14 protein-coding genes are annotated in these 14,111 nt (G+C 76.6%); 11 read left to right on the forward strand and 3 right to left on the reverse strand.

Features of this window, described 5'->3' with window-relative positions:
• Positions 1-65: 65 nt before the first annotated feature.
• The gene (locus IE329_RS11225; RefSeq protein ID WP_190210717.1) at positions 66-1,061 is read right to left on the reverse strand and encodes an NAD-dependent epimerase/dehydratase family protein; all 996 of its coding nucleotides are present in this window, start codon (positions 1,059-1,061) and stop codon (positions 66-68) included.
• Positions 1,062-1,554: 493 nt separating this feature from the next.
• On the opposite strand from IE329_RS11225, the gene IE329_RS11230 reads away from it, so the two are divergent.
• The 6 genes from IE329_RS11230 to IE329_RS11255 all read left to right on the forward strand — a co-directional run bounded on the left by IE329_RS11230 (position 1,555) and on the right by IE329_RS11255 (position 7,230).
• Entirely contained in the window at positions 1,555-2,565 is a 1,011-nt protein-coding gene (locus tag IE329_RS11230; protein ID WP_190210718.1) for an AEC family transporter, read from the forward strand.
• Positions 2,566-3,073: 508 nt separating this feature from the next.
• The gene (locus IE329_RS11235) at positions 3,074-3,457 is read left to right on the forward strand and encodes a roadblock/LC7 domain-containing protein (protein ID WP_073927059.1); all 384 of its coding nucleotides are present in this window, start codon (positions 3,074-3,076) and stop codon (positions 3,455-3,457) included.
• A gap of 205 nt (positions 3,458-3,662) precedes the next feature.
• Complete coding sequence (locus tag IE329_RS11240; protein ID WP_190210719.1) at positions 3,663-4,685, forward strand: hypothetical protein; 1,023 nt, start codon at positions 3,663-3,665, stop codon at positions 4,683-4,685.
• 82 nt (positions 4,686-4,767) lie between these two features.
• A complete protein-coding gene (locus IE329_RS11245; protein WP_373311153.1) occupies positions 4,768-5,154 on the forward strand; it encodes a roadblock/LC7 domain-containing protein in 387 nt (128 codons plus the stop codon).
• A gap of 85 nt (positions 5,155-5,239) precedes the next feature.
• On the forward strand, positions 5,240-5,614 hold the full coding sequence (locus IE329_RS11250) for a hypothetical protein (protein ID WP_190210720.1): 375 nt from the start codon (positions 5,240-5,242) through the stop codon (positions 5,612-5,614).
• A gap of 836 nt (positions 5,615-6,450) precedes the next feature.
• Positions 6,451-7,230, forward strand: coding sequence for an anti-sigma factor antagonist (locus tag IE329_RS11255; protein WP_190210721.1), 780 nt, complete (start codon positions 6,451-6,453; stop codon positions 7,228-7,230).
• A 17-nt stretch (positions 7,231-7,247) separates the two neighbouring features.
• On the opposite strand, the gene IE329_RS11260 is transcribed toward IE329_RS11255, so the two are convergent.
• Both IE329_RS11260 and IE329_RS11265 read right to left on the reverse strand, forming a co-directional pair.
• On the reverse strand, positions 7,248-8,303 hold the full coding sequence (locus IE329_RS11260) for a hypothetical protein (protein ID WP_190210722.1): 1,056 nt from the start codon (positions 8,301-8,303) through the stop codon (positions 7,248-7,250).
• Positions 8,300-9,406 (reverse strand): SPFH domain-containing protein, encoded by a 1,107-nt coding sequence (locus tag IE329_RS11265; protein ID WP_190210723.1) that lies wholly within the window; start codon positions 9,404-9,406, stop codon positions 8,300-8,302. Before IE329_RS11265 ends, IE329_RS11260 begins: the two co-directional genes overlap by 4 nt.
• A 205-nt stretch (positions 9,407-9,611) precedes the next feature.
• On the opposite strand from IE329_RS11265, the gene IE329_RS11270 reads away from it, so the two are divergent.
• The 5 genes from IE329_RS11270 (at position 9,612) to IE329_RS11290 (ending at position 14,029) form a co-directional block, all read left to right on the forward strand.
• The gene (locus IE329_RS11270; protein WP_190210724.1) at positions 9,612-10,076 is read left to right on the forward strand and encodes a hypothetical protein; all 465 of its coding nucleotides are present in this window, start codon (positions 9,612-9,614) and stop codon (positions 10,074-10,076) included.
• Between the two features lie 64 nt (positions 10,077-10,140).
• Positions 10,141-10,794 carry a class F sortase gene (locus IE329_RS11275; protein WP_229927358.1) on the forward strand — a complete coding sequence of 218 codons (654 nt, stop codon included), beginning with the start codon at positions 10,141-10,143 and terminating at the stop codon, positions 10,792-10,794.
• A 264-nt stretch (positions 10,795-11,058) separates the two neighbouring features.
• Positions 11,059-11,922: a hypothetical protein gene (locus IE329_RS11280; protein ID WP_190210725.1), complete on the forward strand. Its 864-nt coding sequence runs from the start codon at positions 11,059-11,061 to the stop codon at positions 11,920-11,922.
• Entirely contained in the window at positions 11,919-12,725 is an 807-nt protein-coding gene (gene cseB / locus IE329_RS11285) for a two-component system response regulator CseB (protein WP_190210726.1), read from the forward strand. Before IE329_RS11280 ends, cseB begins: the two co-directional genes overlap by 4 nt.
• Entirely contained in the window at positions 12,722-14,029 is a 1,308-nt protein-coding gene (locus IE329_RS11290; RefSeq protein ID WP_190210727.1) for a sensor histidine kinase, read from the forward strand. Before cseB ends, IE329_RS11290 begins: the two co-directional genes overlap by 4 nt.
• Positions 14,030-14,111 lie beyond the last annotated feature (82 nt).

A 14,111-nucleotide genomic window follows, 5' to 3' on the forward strand; every position in this document is an offset into this window, starting at 1 on the left:
CGCCGGTCCGCTCGTCCGTCGGCCGGCCGTCCTCCGGCCGCGCCGGGCGCACCGCGCCGGGCGGGCTATCCGGCCTGGGCGGCCAGGGCGCCGCGGTACCAGGCGAGGGTGGCGTCGAGCGCCTCCGTGAGCGGGGTGGGCCGGAGGCCGAACTCGCGCTCGAAGGCGGAGGAGTCGAGGATCTGCGGCTCGGTGTGCTGGTAGAACATCTCGGCGTACTCGGCCATGAAGGTCTCGTCGAAGGGGCCGACGGGCCGGGGCTCGTCCAGGACGAGGGTCCGCAGCGGCCGGCCGACTCGCTCCGCGATCATCCGGTGGATCTGCCGGGTGGTGACGGCCGGCGCGGTCGGCAGGTGCCAGATCCGGCCGTCGGCCTCGGGGTGGGCGGCCAGCGTGGCCAGGCCGGCGGCGACGTCGCCGATGTAGGTGTAGCTGTGCGGCAGGTCGATGTCGCCCAGGCCGAGCACCTCCCCGCCGGTCAGCGCGGCGGGGAAGACCGCGCCGCCCAGGCTGGAGTTGATCACCGCGGGGCCGAGGAAGTCGGCCGACCGGCCGAGCGTCACCCGGGCCCGGCCCGAGCGGTGGGCGTCGAGGTAGACCTCGTCGAGCCGGGCCCGCATCCGGCCCTTGCGGCTGGTCGCGCGCCAGGGGGTGGACTCGGTCATGACCTCGCCGCCGGTCTCGCCGTAGGGGTACAGCGTGTCCAGGACGACCAGTCGCGCGCCGGTGGCCCCGACCGCGCCGAGCAACGCCTGCTGGACCCGCGGCAGCACCTCGGTCTGCAGGTGGTAGGCGACATTGACGCAGTGGTGGACGACCGCGGCGCCCTCGACGGCGCGCCGGACGTCCTCGGGCCTGGTCACGTCGGCCGCGTACCGCTCGACCGGGGCGGCGACGGCTCCGGCCGGGCCGGCCGGGGTGGAGGCGGCGACGGCGGGGCCGGCGCCCGAGCGGTTGACCAGCCGGACGCGGTGGCCCCGGCCGGCCAGTTCGGCGGCGAGGGTGCTGCCGGCCGGGCCGGAACCGAGGACGACGTGCAGCTGGGGCTGGGTGGAGGTCATGACATTTCCCGTTCTGTTGGCGGTGCTTGCAACAGTTAGAGACTATAACGCTTGCTAGAGGTGCACGCAACGCCCGGCCGCGGAGCTGCCCCGGCGCGCGGCGGTCGGGCGTCGCTGCCGGGCGTCGCGGTCGGATGTCGCGGCCGGGTGGCCGGTGTCGTTGTCGCCGTCAGGGCCGCCGCCCATGAAGCAGCCGGGCGTGCCGGCCGGGGCCCCGGCGGCGGCCGCGCGCGTCCTCGCCGGCGCCTTCGGCCTGCTCCGCGCGGTGCCCGGGTGTCCCGGGGCGCGGCCGGCGTGGCGCGGGCCCGGGGCGCCCGGCGGGCGGCGGTGAAACAGGATGGACCGGAATGCGGACGTCTGCGATGCTGCGGCGGTGGACCGCCCGGCCGGCAGGGTGGCGGACGCGGCGGTGCGGGCGTGGCGGACGGCGGGTGCGCGCCGCCGGGCGCCGGGCGCCCGGTGCCCGGCCGGCTCCCCGACCGTCTGAGGACCCATGCCCTCCCTGTATCCGCTGCTCTCCGCCTTCGTCCCGATCTGGGTGCTCACCGCCGTCGGCTACCTGCTCGCCCGGACGGGGCTGCTGGGGGAGCACGCCGAGGACGTCCTCGGCCGGTTCGTCTTCCACGTGGCCATGCCCGCGGCCCTGTTCGGCATGCTGGCGCGGACGCCGCTCGGCTCCTTCGTCAACGCCTCGATGCTGGCCTTCGCGGCCGGCACGGTGCTGGCCTCGCTGCTGGGTGTCGCGGTCAGCCGCTGGGTCTTCGGCCGCCGGCCGGCCGACCAGGCGATCAGCGCGATGGCCGCCGGATACGTGAACTCCGCCAACCTGGGCATCCCGGTGGCGGTCCAGGTGCTGGGCGACGCCACCTTCATCGCCCCGGTGCTGCTCTTCCAGGTCCTGCTGGTCACGCCGGTCGTCCTGGCCACCCTGGAGGCGGGCGGCGCCGGACCGGAGCGTCCCGGCGGGCCGGGCGCGGAGGCCGCCTCCGGCGGGCACGGACCGGCGTCCCGCCCCGCGGCGGACCGGCTCCGCCGGGTGCTGCTGCTCCCGTTGCGCAATCCGGTGATCCTGGCCTCGGGGCTCGGCTGCGCCGTCTCGGCGTCCGGCCGGCACCTGCCGCAGGCCCTGGCGCACTCCTGCGAGCTGCTCGGCGGCGCGGGCGTGCCGACCGCCCTGGTCGTCCTCGGCATGTCGCTGCACGGCCGCCCGGCCGTGTCCGGGGCCGGCCTGCCGGCCGAGGTCGGCGCGTCCGTGCTGATCAAGACGCTGGTGCAGCCGCTGGTGGCCTTCGCGGTGGGCAGTCTCGTCCTGCGGCTGCCCCCGCACCAGCTGCTCGCCGTGGTGGTCTGCTCCGCGCTGCCGACCGCGCAGAACGTGTTCGTCTACGCCCGCCAGTACGAGTTGAGCACCGTGCTGGCCCGCGACTCCGTGCTGTACTCCACCCTGCTCTCGATGGTCACCCTGTCGGGCGCCGCCTGGGTCCTGGGCTCGGCCCCGCACTGACGCGGGCCGGCGAAGGCCGGACGGTGACCCCGGGCAGGTCGCCGCGCCGGCGTCCGGTCCCGTGCGGGAGCCCGTGCTGGAGCCCGCGGCGCAGTCCGCGCCCCTGCCTGCGCCTGCGCCCACGCCCGTGCCGAGCGCCGGCCGGGTGCCGCGCCGGTGGTCGAACCCACGTCCGGGAGAAGGTCTTTCCTACCCCATCCGACCGATGGGGACTCGCCAAAACCTCGACGCGGGTGGCGGAATCGGCCAAGGTCCCCACCTGGGACGGAAGGTGACGGTACGTCTACCGAGGGTAGGCCTACCTGCCGGTTCCGGATCCTGGTGGGGCGGACGGCTCGCGCCAAGGTGGCCGAAAAGATTCGTCCCACAATCGAATATGCCAATGGAATGTTCGTCATACGGAAACCCTGAGTAGCCTTCCGTGTCGGAACAGCGACTCGACATGGCCGTCCAGGTTGCGCCTGCTCAGCGGCGACCTGCTGCCGAAAAACCCTCAGAAGGAGCCCGTGTGCCGGGTATCGACGAATGCCTGTCCCAGGCGATGGAGATAGCGGGAGCGCGCGGCGCGAGCCTGATCGACTGGAGCAGCGGGCTTGCCCTCGGCGCCGCGGGGGACAGTCCCAACGGGGACCACGAGGCGGTGGCGGCGGAGGCAACTGACCTGCTGCGCGCGGCTGCTGACAGTCCGACATTCGCCGACGAGAACGACGTCAGGATCCCCCTTCAGGACATCATCGTCACGGGTGGCCGAAGCTATCACCTGTTCTGCTTCGTGAGCACCGTGTTCGACAGCAGGCTCGCCCTGCACCTCTGGCTGGACCGCGCCGACGGCAACCTGGCCGGCGCGCGCTACCGCCTGCAGGCGCTCGCCGAGGAGCTGGTGCTGGCATGACTCCCGCCGAAGAACCGGCCGGACGCGAGGCCGCCGGCCCGTCCCGTACCGCTCCGGGCGCAGCCCGCCCGGCCGAATCCGACACCTTTCGGCCACCGCCCCCGGCCCGGGCCGCCCACCCCATGACGGCCCGGCCGGTCGCCGCCCGGCGCGGTTCCGTCCGTCGTACCGCCCTCCGTCACCCCCTCGCCCGCCGGCGGCCGGCATGAGCAGGCCACCGGTGCGCTACTGGCAGCCGCCCGGTGAGACGGTCGAGCGGCTGGCCGAGAGCCGGGCGACCGGTGCGCTGCACGGGGAGGCCGGCACCGTCCACCTGGCCGACGGCTGGGTGGTGCACGTCGAGAGTGACAAGGCCCTCGGGCTGGCCGGTCTGCTGACGGCCAGCGGGAGGGTCCCGGCCGAGGTCTGGCAGGAGACGGTCCGCACCTCGGGCCCGGACTGCCGGGTCGGCCGGGCACTGCTCGAACAGGGCCGGCTGACCCGCGGCGAGCTGGAGATCTGCCACCTGGGCGCGCTGTACGACGCCGCGTTCTTCGTCCTCTGCGCGCGCTCCACGATGACCTGGTTCGAGCCCGGGGCGCGGCACTGGCTCGGGCCGGTGCGCCGGGTGAGCGCCCGTACCCTGCGCCGGGAGAGCGTGCGGCGGCGGGATGTGCTGGAGCGGATCTGGCCCTGGCCGCAGCTCGACAGCTCGCCGGTGGTGCCGGTGCCGGCCGGACATCGCCTCAGCGGTCCGCGCACCCGGGTTCCGGCCCCGAACCGGCGCCAGCGCGAGCTGCTGGCGCACGCCGACGGCCGGCGCACCCCGGGGGACCTCGCCCGGCTGCTGGGCCGCTCGGCCTTCAGTACCACCGTCGACGTCCGGCGGCTCGCCGCGGCCGGCCTGGTGGCGACCCCGTTCGGGACGGCCCCGGCGCCCGGCCTGGCCGCCGCGCCCCACGGGCCCGGGCCGGGGCCGGGGCCGGATGGCGCGGCCGAACCGGCCGGTCCGCCGCCGGCGTCCCCGCTGGACGCCGACACGGTGGAGATCACCCTGGCCGGCCTGGAGCGCCGGGTCCCGGGGGCGGCCCTGGCGGCCGTCCCCGGCGGACTGGCCGCCGCCCGCCGCCGGGCCGAGCCCCGGCCGTCCCGCCGCCCCACGCACGCAGCGGCCCAGCCGCTGTCCGTCAACGACCCGGACATCGCCCTGCTGCACCGGGTCCGAACCGCCCTGGAGGCCCGACTGTGACCCCCGCTCAGCCCGTCACCCGCCACCCGTGTCCATGAGGCGAGCGCTCAAGCAGCGCGCCGGAAGGAGACAACTGATCGCCTTGGAGACGGACCTGTTGGCCGAGCTCCGTGCCCTGAGACACCGGGTGCCGCACCTGGCGGGCGGCCTGGTGGCCAGCGTGGACGGTCTGCTGATCGCCCACGACACGCACGGGACCGAGCCGACCGGCCTGGCCGCCCTCACCGCGGCCGCGCTCGGCCTGGCCCAGCGCCTGGCCGACAACACCGGGCAGGGCGACTTCCGGGAGTCGCTGGTCCGCGGCGAGCACGGCTACGTGGCGACGTACGCGGCGGGTTCCGCCTGCGTGCTCACCGTGCTGGCCCACCCGGACGTCAACGTGGGGCGCCTGCACCTGGAGGCACGGCGCTCCGCGGAACGCATCGGCGTCCTCCTGGAGGACTCCCTCGGCCCGAAAGAGGTGGGGTGACGACGACCGGCCCGACCCTCCCGACCGCGAACTTCCCCTGTACCGCAAGACGCACGAGCACTGACATCACGAATCGGAGTACGACATGACTGACGTAGACGGCACCCTCAAGGCGGCCATGACCACGATCGAAGGGGCCATCGGGGCCGCACTGGTCGACTACAACAGCGGTATGGCCCTCGGCATCCTGGACGGCGCCGGCGGGCTCGACCTGAACGTGGCCGCGGCCGGCAACACCGACGTGGTGCGGGCCAAGATGCGCACGATGGACATGCTGGGCCTCAAGGACGGCATCGAGGACATCCTCATCACGCTGTCCACCCAGTACCACATGATCCGGCCGCTGGGCGGGCGGACCGGCAAGGGCCTCTTCCTCTACCTGGCGCTGGACCGCGGCCGTGCCAACCTGGCGATGGCCCGCCACCAGCTCACCAAGATCGAGGCCGATCTGGAGATCTGACCCAGGCGGTGCCAGCGGCCGCACCGCCCCCCCCCGGGGGCGGGCGGCGGCACGGCGGGGAGTGGTCCTGGCGCGCGGCCGGAGCCACCGTACGGGCTTCCGCCCGCCCGCCGGCCTGCCCGACCGCGACTCCCAGGACGTGTGCGACGAGCCGTCCGGGAGGGGCGGTCCCGCACGCACCGGCCTCGACCGCACCCGGGAAGGGGCGGTGGAGCAGCCACCGGGGGCGGGCCTTCGCGGCCCGCCCCCGGGCGTTCCAGCCGTCGGCCGGGCGTTCCAGTCGGCGTTGCACCGATCCGGCACTGCTCCCTTCCGGCACTGCTCCCGCCCCGCACGGCTCCCGTCCGGCACCGCACCCGACGCGGGTCCGCCCGTCGGCCGGCCCGCCCGAAGGCCGCTCTGCGGCCCGCCTCGCGGACCGGGGCAGGCGCGGACGTTGTGCCCGGCCGCCCCCCGCTACGCTTCGGCGCCCCCGCCCGGTGAGACCGGCGCCAGGTCCCTCCCGTCCGCTGTACGCCCGCTGTACGTCCGCTCCACACCCGCGGCGCGTCCCGGCGTCCCGGCCCGGCGGGGCCAAACCGGCCTGCGGGCGGGTTCGCTCGTTCGTGTGGAGCACGTGGTGGTGCCGCCCGGATCCGGGGATCGGTCGGGCACGATGTGTCGCGTCCGCCCGATCCGGCTCACCCCTCACGGGAGGGTCCCGACATGCCCGTCACCAGCGCACCCGCCGCGACCGTCGGTACCGGCACCGGCACCGACGCGGCCCGGCCCGCCCGCCCCCGGTACGGGGAGCCGAGGAGCGGCCGCCCGCCGAGGCCGGCCGGCGGGGCCGCCCCATGCAGCTGACGATCGGTCGCGACGACCCCGACCTCGGCCGGGTGGAGGAGGAGATCGGCGCCCTGCTGGCCACCCTGCCGCTCGCCGCCGACGCCCACCACCAGGTCATCACGGCCGTCCTGGAGGCGGTGTCCAACGCCGTCCGGCACGGCCGGCGGTCCGGCGGGCTCGGATCGGTGCTGCTGGAGGCCGGGGTGGCGGACGGCCACGTGGTGGTGACGGTGACCGACGACGGCCCCGGCTTCGACCCCGCCGCCTGCCCGGACCCGCGCACCCCCGAGCGCCTCCTGCTGCCCGGCGGCCGGGGCGTGTTCCTGATGCACCACCTCATGGACGGCGTCGACTTCGCCTTCCCGCCCGGCGGCGGGACCCGGGTCACGCTGCGCAAGTCCATCATCGCCACCCCCGGCAGCGATGGCGGGCCCCCGGAAGGAGAACCACGGATGAACGTCTCGACCCGGACGTCCGGTGACGTCACCGTTCTCGGCTTCAAGGGCAGGATCACCATCGGGGTCGGTGACGTGGCGCTGCGCAGGGCCGTCCACGAGGCCCTCGACAGCGGCGCCACCAAGATCCTGTTCAACCTCGCCGACGTGACCGCGATCGACTCCTCGGGGGTCGGCGAGCTGGTCGGCAGCTACACCACCGCGAGCGACCGGGGCGCGAAGCTCGCGCTGTCCGACCTTCCCCCCAAGGTCCAGGACATCCTGCAGATCACCCAGCTCGTCTCGGTCTTCAACGTCTACGACACCGAGGCGGAGGCGCTGGCGGGCCTCTGAGCCGCTCCGGCGGGCCGTCAGGTCAGCAGGCGCAGCCGTTCGGCCGCGACGCCCACCCGGACGGTCTGGCCCCAGCTCAGCTGGAGCGCGTCCGACTCCACACCGTCGCCGAAGGCGACCAGCCGGTCGGACTCGACCGTCAGGGCGAGGTGCTGGCCGCCGGTCAGCAGCCCCTGCCCGAGCCGGGTGCCGGTGGTGGGCGAAGGCCAGGCCTCCCGGACGAACCAGGCGAGGGCCGGCGCGGTCGGGCCGGGCAGCGGGAGGCTGCTCCGCCGCTCCAGCCAGGCGGACCGGCACCAGCCGGTGGCACCGGTGCCGGTGCCGATCAGCACCCCCGAGGACGCCTGTGTCTCGGCCTCCGGCGCTCCCGGGCCCCGGCCGGCACCGGCGCCTGTGCCCGCCACGGCACCGGCGCCTGTGCCCGCCCCGGCACCCCCGCCTGCCCCTGCACCCGCGTCGGCCTCGTAGCCCGCCCCGGCCGCGGAGCCCGCGCCGAGGGCCGGTCCGGGCTCGCTGCCGGGCGGTGCCGAGATCCGGTAGCGGGCCGTCTGGTGGGTGCTCCGGCCGAGGTAGATCTCGTTCAGGGCGAGCAGCCGCTGGGTGTCGTCGGCGACCGCCTCGACCATGGTGCGTCCCTCCAGCCGGGCGTCCGCCCCCGGTCCGACGGCGGCCCGCAGCAGCCGGGCGGCGTCCGCGGCCTGATGGCGCACCAGCACACCGGGGTTGCGCCCGGGGTCGGTGTCGATGCCGATGACGGGCTGGCCGCCGAGGTACTTCGCGGCGTTGGCCACCAGGCCGTCCTGCCCGACCACCACCACGACGTCGTCCGGTGCGAACAGGAAGCGGTCCAGATCCGCCCGCTCGACCCGGGTGCGCCGCCAGTCCAGCGGGACGGCGGCGGCGACCTCGGCCAGCGCGGCGAGCGTGCGCCGGTGCGGCCGCTCGGTGTCGTCGAGCGAGCGGCCGCGGGTGGAGAGGAAGAACGCGGCCTGCCCGGCCGATCCGTGCCGGGCGAGCAGCTCCTCGTACTCGGAGCGGCGGTGCACGATCACCACCCGCGGGGCGAGCGTCACCGGGCACCGCCCGCGCCATCGGTGCCGGCCGTGCCCCCGGCGCCCCCGGTGCCGCCGTCCGCCCCGCCGCCGGCCGGCGACAGGCCGAGCCGGGCCAGCAGGCCGGTGAGGACGTCGGGCGTCAGGGTGAGGCTGCCGATGCTGGGCAGGTGCTCGGCGAGCCGCATCAGCGCCAGGGCGTGCAGGACGTCCGGGCCGGCCTGCTGGTGGGCCGCCAGCCAGGCCTGTTCGGCGGCGGCCTTCGCCTCGCCGAGCGCCCGCTGGGCATCCGCCTGGGCCCCGGCGAGGACCCTGGCGGCCCCGGCCTCCGCCTCGGCGAGCCTGGTCCGGCGGGCGGCCTCCGCCTCGGCCCGGACGCCGTCGGCCGCGGCGGCCTGCTCGGCCTCGCGGTGCGCGTTGGCGCCCTGCTGCTCGACCAGTTCCTTCTCCCGGCGGGCGAGTTCGATCCGGCTGGCGAGTTCGTTCTCGGAGATGGCCCGCTCCCGCTCGACCGCCACCGCGCGCCGCTCGTAGGTGGCCCGGTCGGCCTCCTGCTGGACCAGTTCGCGGGCGGGCGTGCGCAGGGCCCGCTCCAGCTCGGCCTCGGGCCGCAGCGCGATGACCCGTACCGCGATCACGGCGAGTCCGGTCTCGGTCAGCCGGCTCTCGTCGGCGAGGCCCTCGGTGACGCGCCGGCGGACGGCGCCGACGCCGTCCGCCAGCGCCTCGGCCAGCGGGGTGCGGGCGATCAGGTCGAGCGCGTGCTGCTGGGCGGTCTCGGTGAGCAGGGCGCCGAGCTGGTCCAGCGGCGCGCTGCGCCAGGTGCCGGTGCCGGCGTCGATGCCGAAGTCGATCCGGGTCGCGGCCAGCGCCGGGTCGGTGATCCGGTAGGTGACCGTGGCCTGCACGGTGAGGTCCTGGTAGTCGGCGGTGCGGGCGTGGAAGAGCATGCCCAGTTCGCGGTCGTCGACCGGCACTTCGGAGAGGGCCGCGGTGAGCGGCCGGAACCAGAAGGCGAGGCCGGTGCCGTCGTGGGCGAGGGTGCCGCTGCGCAGGTGGCGGATGTGCGAGGTCGGTGCCGCGCGGAGGTGGCGCAGCCCGAACCGCCTGGTGATGTCGGCCATCGGAGGCCCCCCTTTCTCGTCTCTCTGACGATAACGGGCGGCGCCTCTTATCGTCAAGGCGACGAAAAAGAGGGGGTCGGCTGTTACAGATCCGCCCGGAGGCTGTTACACATCCGGCGGAGGTCCGTGCGGAGCGCTTCCTAGCGTGAGCGGTGTCAGCCCCCGGCCAATAGGGCCGGGGGCGGCCGAACCTGGAGGTATTCCCATGTCAGGACGCCTGACCGGCCGCGCCCTCGGCCGTCCCGCCGGTCTGTCCCGCCGCGCGGTCCGGCTTGCCCTGGTCACCGCCGGAGCAGCCGTCGCCCTGGCCGGCCCCGCCACCGCGGCGTTCGCCGACGGCACCCCGACCCCCTCGGTGTCCGTCCCCGCGAGCCCCTCCGCCGGTGCCGGATCGGGCGCGGCCCCGGCGCCCGCCGCCCCGGCGTCGCCGCGGGTGGCCGGCGGCACGGGCGCCACCGCGTCCCCCGCCCCCGTTCCCGCCCCGGCCACCGGGGACCGCGGCGCCGGTGCGCCGCAGGTCACCACCGTCCCCAAGGGCGGTGCCCAGACCGGTGAGGCCGAGACCGGCCGCTCGACCGTCACCGTGCTGGCCGGCTCCGGCCTGGCCGTCGCGGGTGTGGCGGGGATCGGCTTCGCCGTCGCCCGCCGCCGTGCCGGCGCACAGGGCTGACCGCAGCCGTCGTGGCCGGCGCCCCTCGTGGGCGCCGGCCGCGGCGGGCGGCAGCCTCTCCCTGGTGCTCGCCGCGCTGGTGCTCGTCCCGGCGCCGCGGCACGACCCGGTGCGGATCGAGTTCGCCGGCGGCGCCCCGGGGGCGTCCGCGACCGCCGGTCCGGCGCCCGGCACCGCCCCGCCGCCGGGCGCGCCCGTCCCGTCCGGCACCCCGGGGGCGGACCTCGCGCCCGCCGCCCCGGCCGGCGGGGCGGTGTCCCCGCCCGCCCGCCTGCTGATTCCCCGGATCGGCGTGGACGCCCCGGTCGAGAGCGGCGGCCTCAACCCGGACGGCACCGTGGAGGTGCCGCCGGCCGACCGGCCGGGGCAGGTCGACTGGTACCGCGAGGGGCCCGTCCCCGGCCGGCCCGGGCCGGCCGTCATCCTCGGCCACTACGACACCCGCAAGGGGCCGGCGGTCTTCCACCGCCTCCCGCAGCTGCGGCCGGGCGACCGGATCGACGTCCGCGGCCGGAACGGCGGCACCGTCAACTTCAAGGTCCGGGAACTGCAGCAGTTCCCCAAGAGCGGGTTCCCGACCGCGACGGTCTACGGCGACACCGCCGGCCCCGAGCTGCGCTTGATCACCTGCGGCGGCCGGGTCGGGGCCGACGGCCACTACTCCGACAACATCATCGTGCTGGCGGACTACGTCGGCACGACCCCGCCGACCGGCTGACCGGCCCGGCCGGCCCGTACCTCCCACGGGCCGGCGCCGCCCCGACCCGGCCTTCCCCCCAGGGCTCGCCCTCCGCCCGCCCTCCGCCCTCCGCCTGTCCACCGTCCGCCGGCGAAAGGCGCTGCTCAGGACGGCTGCCGGAGCCGGGCCGCCGGGCCCCCGCGCCCGCCCCGGTGCAACCGGCGCACGCCGTCGCGCGTAATGCAGGGTGGACGATCCGACCGGCGCTCCACCCGCCGGCCCCGACCCGAAAGGCACCCCCACGTGAGGACTGTGCGGACATGGCTCGGCCGCCTGGCACCCGGGGCGGGCGTGCTCCTCGCGGCCCTCGCCGTCGCGGCCTCGGCCGGCTGCAGCTCGGCGGGGCAGCTCCACGACGCGGGAAGGACCCGCCCGGTCACCGTCCGGCCGAGCCCCCAGCAGCTCTGGCCCGCCGCGGACGTCTCGCCGCTGCCCTCCGCGTCGCCCACCGGCCAGCCGTCGCCCGTGCCGGTGCCGGGAGTCGTCGCGGACGGGGAGGACATCCGGACCGTGGACGTCCGGGTGCTGCTGGACAAGGACCCGGGCGTCCTGGCCGAGGAGCGGACCGCGGCGGCCGGCTGCCCGGGCTGCGCCGTCCGGCCGGCCCAGTACCGGGACCTCACCGGCGACGGCCGCGAGGAGCTCCTCACCGCCGTGGTCACCGGCGCGCAGCGGGCCTACCTGCACGTCTACGCCCTGCACGAGCGGCAGGTGCTGCCGGTGCTCGCCCTCCAGGTGCTGACCGGCTTCAGCGCGGACACCGTGGGCCCGGACCTCCTGGTGCACGAGCCGACCAGCGAGGTCACCGAGACCAACAGCACGTACCGCTGGAACGGCGTCCGGCTGGCCTTCGACAACCGGCAGATCCGGGCGACCGGGCCGGCCGCCGACGTCCCGGGCTGCCTGCCCACCGGCCTGTCCGCCGACCCCAGGGACCCGGGGCGCAGCGCGCAGCCCGCCGTCCCGCCCAGTGGCGGCAGCGGGTCCGGCGCCGGTGACTCCGGCCCGGCCGCCTCCCGGCCGTCGGTCGCTCCCGGCGCCCGGCCCGCCGCCTCGCCCAGCCCCGTGCCGCAGGCCCCGACGCCCGCCCCGACGAGGCGCTCATGACCGGCCTGCTGCCGACGACCGCCCCCGGCGCGCCCGCCGCGCCGCGGATCCTGCTGGTCGAGGACGACGAGGTGATCCGCGAGGCGACCCGGATGGCGCTGGAGCGCTACGGGTTCCCCGTCGACACGGCCGGCGACGGCCTGGAGGGCCTGGAACGCTTCCGCGCCCAGCCGCCGGACCTGCTGCTGCTCGACGTCATGCTGCCGCTGCTCGACGGCGTGGGCCTGTGCCGGCGGATCCGCGAGGAGAGCCTGCTGCCGATCCTGATGATGTCGGCCCGCACCGAGCCGATCGACGTCATCTCCGGCCTGGAGGCGGGCGCCGACGACTACATCGTGAAGCCCTTCGAGACGGCCGTCCTGGTCGCCCGGATCCGCACCGTGCTGCGCCGCACCGGCCTGGGCACCCGGCCGCTGGCGCCGCCCGGCCCGGCCCAGGCGTTCCACCCGGCCCAGGCGTTCCACCCCGCCGCCGGGCCGCACCCCGGCCCGCCGGCGTCCGGGCCGGCCGGCTCCCTGCGGGAGATCGACGGCCTGGAGGTCGACACCGGCGCGATGGAGGTACGGGTGGGCGGACGCCCGGTGCCGCTCACCCCGACCGAACTGCGGCTGCTGCTGGAGTTCACCGCCGCCCCCGGCGTGGTGCTGGAGCGCCAGACCCTGCTCGAACGCGTCTGGGACTACTCCTGGGGCGCCGACACCCGCGTGGTGGACGTCCACGTCCAGCGCCTGCGGGCGAAGATCGGCGCCGAGCGGATCGAGACCATCCGCGGCTTCGGCTACAAGCTGCGGCGCCTGCGGTGAACCTCCGCCGGCAGATCGCCGTCACCGTCGCCGTGGTGTCCTTCCTGGTCGCGCTCACCCTCGGGCTGCTGGTCCATCAGGCCTCCGTGCGCCAGCACACCGAGCAGGCCCGCAGGTCCGCCGAGGCGGCCCTGGAGTCGCTGCTCGCCGCCTACTCCGGCACGGGGATGGTGGTGGGGCAGACCGCCGCCGTCGAGGAGGCCGCGGCCGGGGCCCCGGCCGCGGCTGGCCTGCCCGAGGAGCTGCGCCGGCTGGCCGTGCAGGGCCACGAGGGTTCGATGTTCGGTCCCGGGCCGCACGGCACCGCGATGTGGGCGGCCGCCGGCAGCGGCGGCAAGGTGTTCTCCGTCCGCGTGGACTACCGGGAGGACGAACGGGCCGTCGCCGAACTGGACCGGACGATCCTGCTCTCCGCCACTCTGGCGGTCGCCGTCACGGTGCTCGCCGGCGTGTTCGCCGCGGACCGGATCAGCAGCCGGCTGCGTACGGCGGCCCGGACCGCCAGGACGATCGCCCGGGGCGACCTGGCGGCCCGGATCGGCCCGCTCGGCGGCCCCCGCGACGAGGTCGCCGACCTGGCGGCCGCCGTCGACTCGATGTCGGCGGTGCTCCGCAGCCGGCTGGCCGGCGAGCAGCGCTTCACCGCCGACGTGGCGCACGAGCTGCGCACCCCGCTGACCGGACTGCTGACCGCCGCCGAACTGCTGCCCCCGGGCCGTCCCACCGAACTGGTCCGGGACCGGGTCCGCTTCCTGTGCGGGCTCACCGAGGACCTGCTGGAGGTCTCCCGGCTGGACGCCAGGGCCGAACCGGCCGACCTGTCCGTCCTGCCGCTCGGGCCGCTGCTCACCGGGATCACCTCGGCCGGCCCCCCGGTGCGGCTGCGGATCGACGCCGACGGCCTGGTCACCACCGACCCCCGGCGGCTCGACCGGATCGTCTCCAACCTGCTGGCCAACGCGCACCGGCACGGCCTCCCGCCGGTCGACGTCCGGGTGGAGGGCACGACCGTCAGCATCCGCGACCACGGCCCCGGCTACCCCGACGACGTCCTGCGGGACGGCCCGCAGCGCTTCCGTACGGGCGCGAGGGAGCGCGGCAACGGCCACGGCCTGGGCCTCACCATCGCGCAGGGCCACGCCGAGGCGATCGGCGTGGAGCTGCTGCTGGACAACCACCCGGACGGCGGGGCGGTGGCCGAACTGCGGCTGCCGGCCGGGGTGCGCCCGGGCGTCGAGCCCCCGGCGGGGCAGCGGGTGACGGGGGAGCAGCCGACGCGGGTGCCGCCGGCGGCGCACCGCTGAGGGCCCGCCCCCGCGCATCCGGGGGCATCCGGCGGCCGGCCCGCGCCCCGGCGGTGCGCCCCGGCGGTGCGCGGTCCGCGGT

The organism is Kitasatospora indigofera (genome assembly GCF_014655955.1).
In the GTDB taxonomy this organism is placed as follows: domain Bacteria; phylum Actinomycetota; class Actinomycetes; order Streptomycetales; family Streptomycetaceae; genus Kitasatospora; species Kitasatospora indigofera.

Coding starts and splice junctions, on each gene's coding strand:
- IE329_RS11225 (WP_190210717.1), bottom strand. CDS start 1,061: ATGACCTCCACCCAGCCCCAGCTGCACGTCGTCCTCGGTTCCGGCCCG.
- IE329_RS11230 (WP_190210718.1), top strand. CDS start 1,555: ATGCCCTCCCTGTATCCGCTGCTCTCCGCCTTCGTCCCGATCTGGGTG.
- IE329_RS11240 (WP_190210719.1), top strand. CDS start 3,663: ATGAGCAGGCCACCGGTGCGCTACTGGCAGCCGCCCGGTGAGACGGTC.
- IE329_RS11250 (WP_190210720.1), top strand. CDS start 5,240: ATGACTGACGTAGACGGCACCCTCAAGGCGGCCATGACCACGATCGAA.
- IE329_RS11255 (WP_190210721.1), top strand. CDS start 6,451: ATGCAGCTGACGATCGGTCGCGACGACCCCGACCTCGGCCGGGTGGAG.
- IE329_RS11265 (WP_190210723.1), bottom strand. CDS start 9,406: ATGGCCGACATCACCAGGCGGTTCGGGCTGCGCCACCTCCGCGCGGCA.
- IE329_RS11270 (WP_190210724.1), top strand. CDS start 9,612: ATGTCAGGACGCCTGACCGGCCGCGCCCTCGGCCGTCCCGCCGGTCTG.
- cseB (WP_190210726.1), top strand. CDS start 11,919: ATGACCGGCCTGCTGCCGACGACCGCCCCCGGCGCGCCCGCCGCGCCG.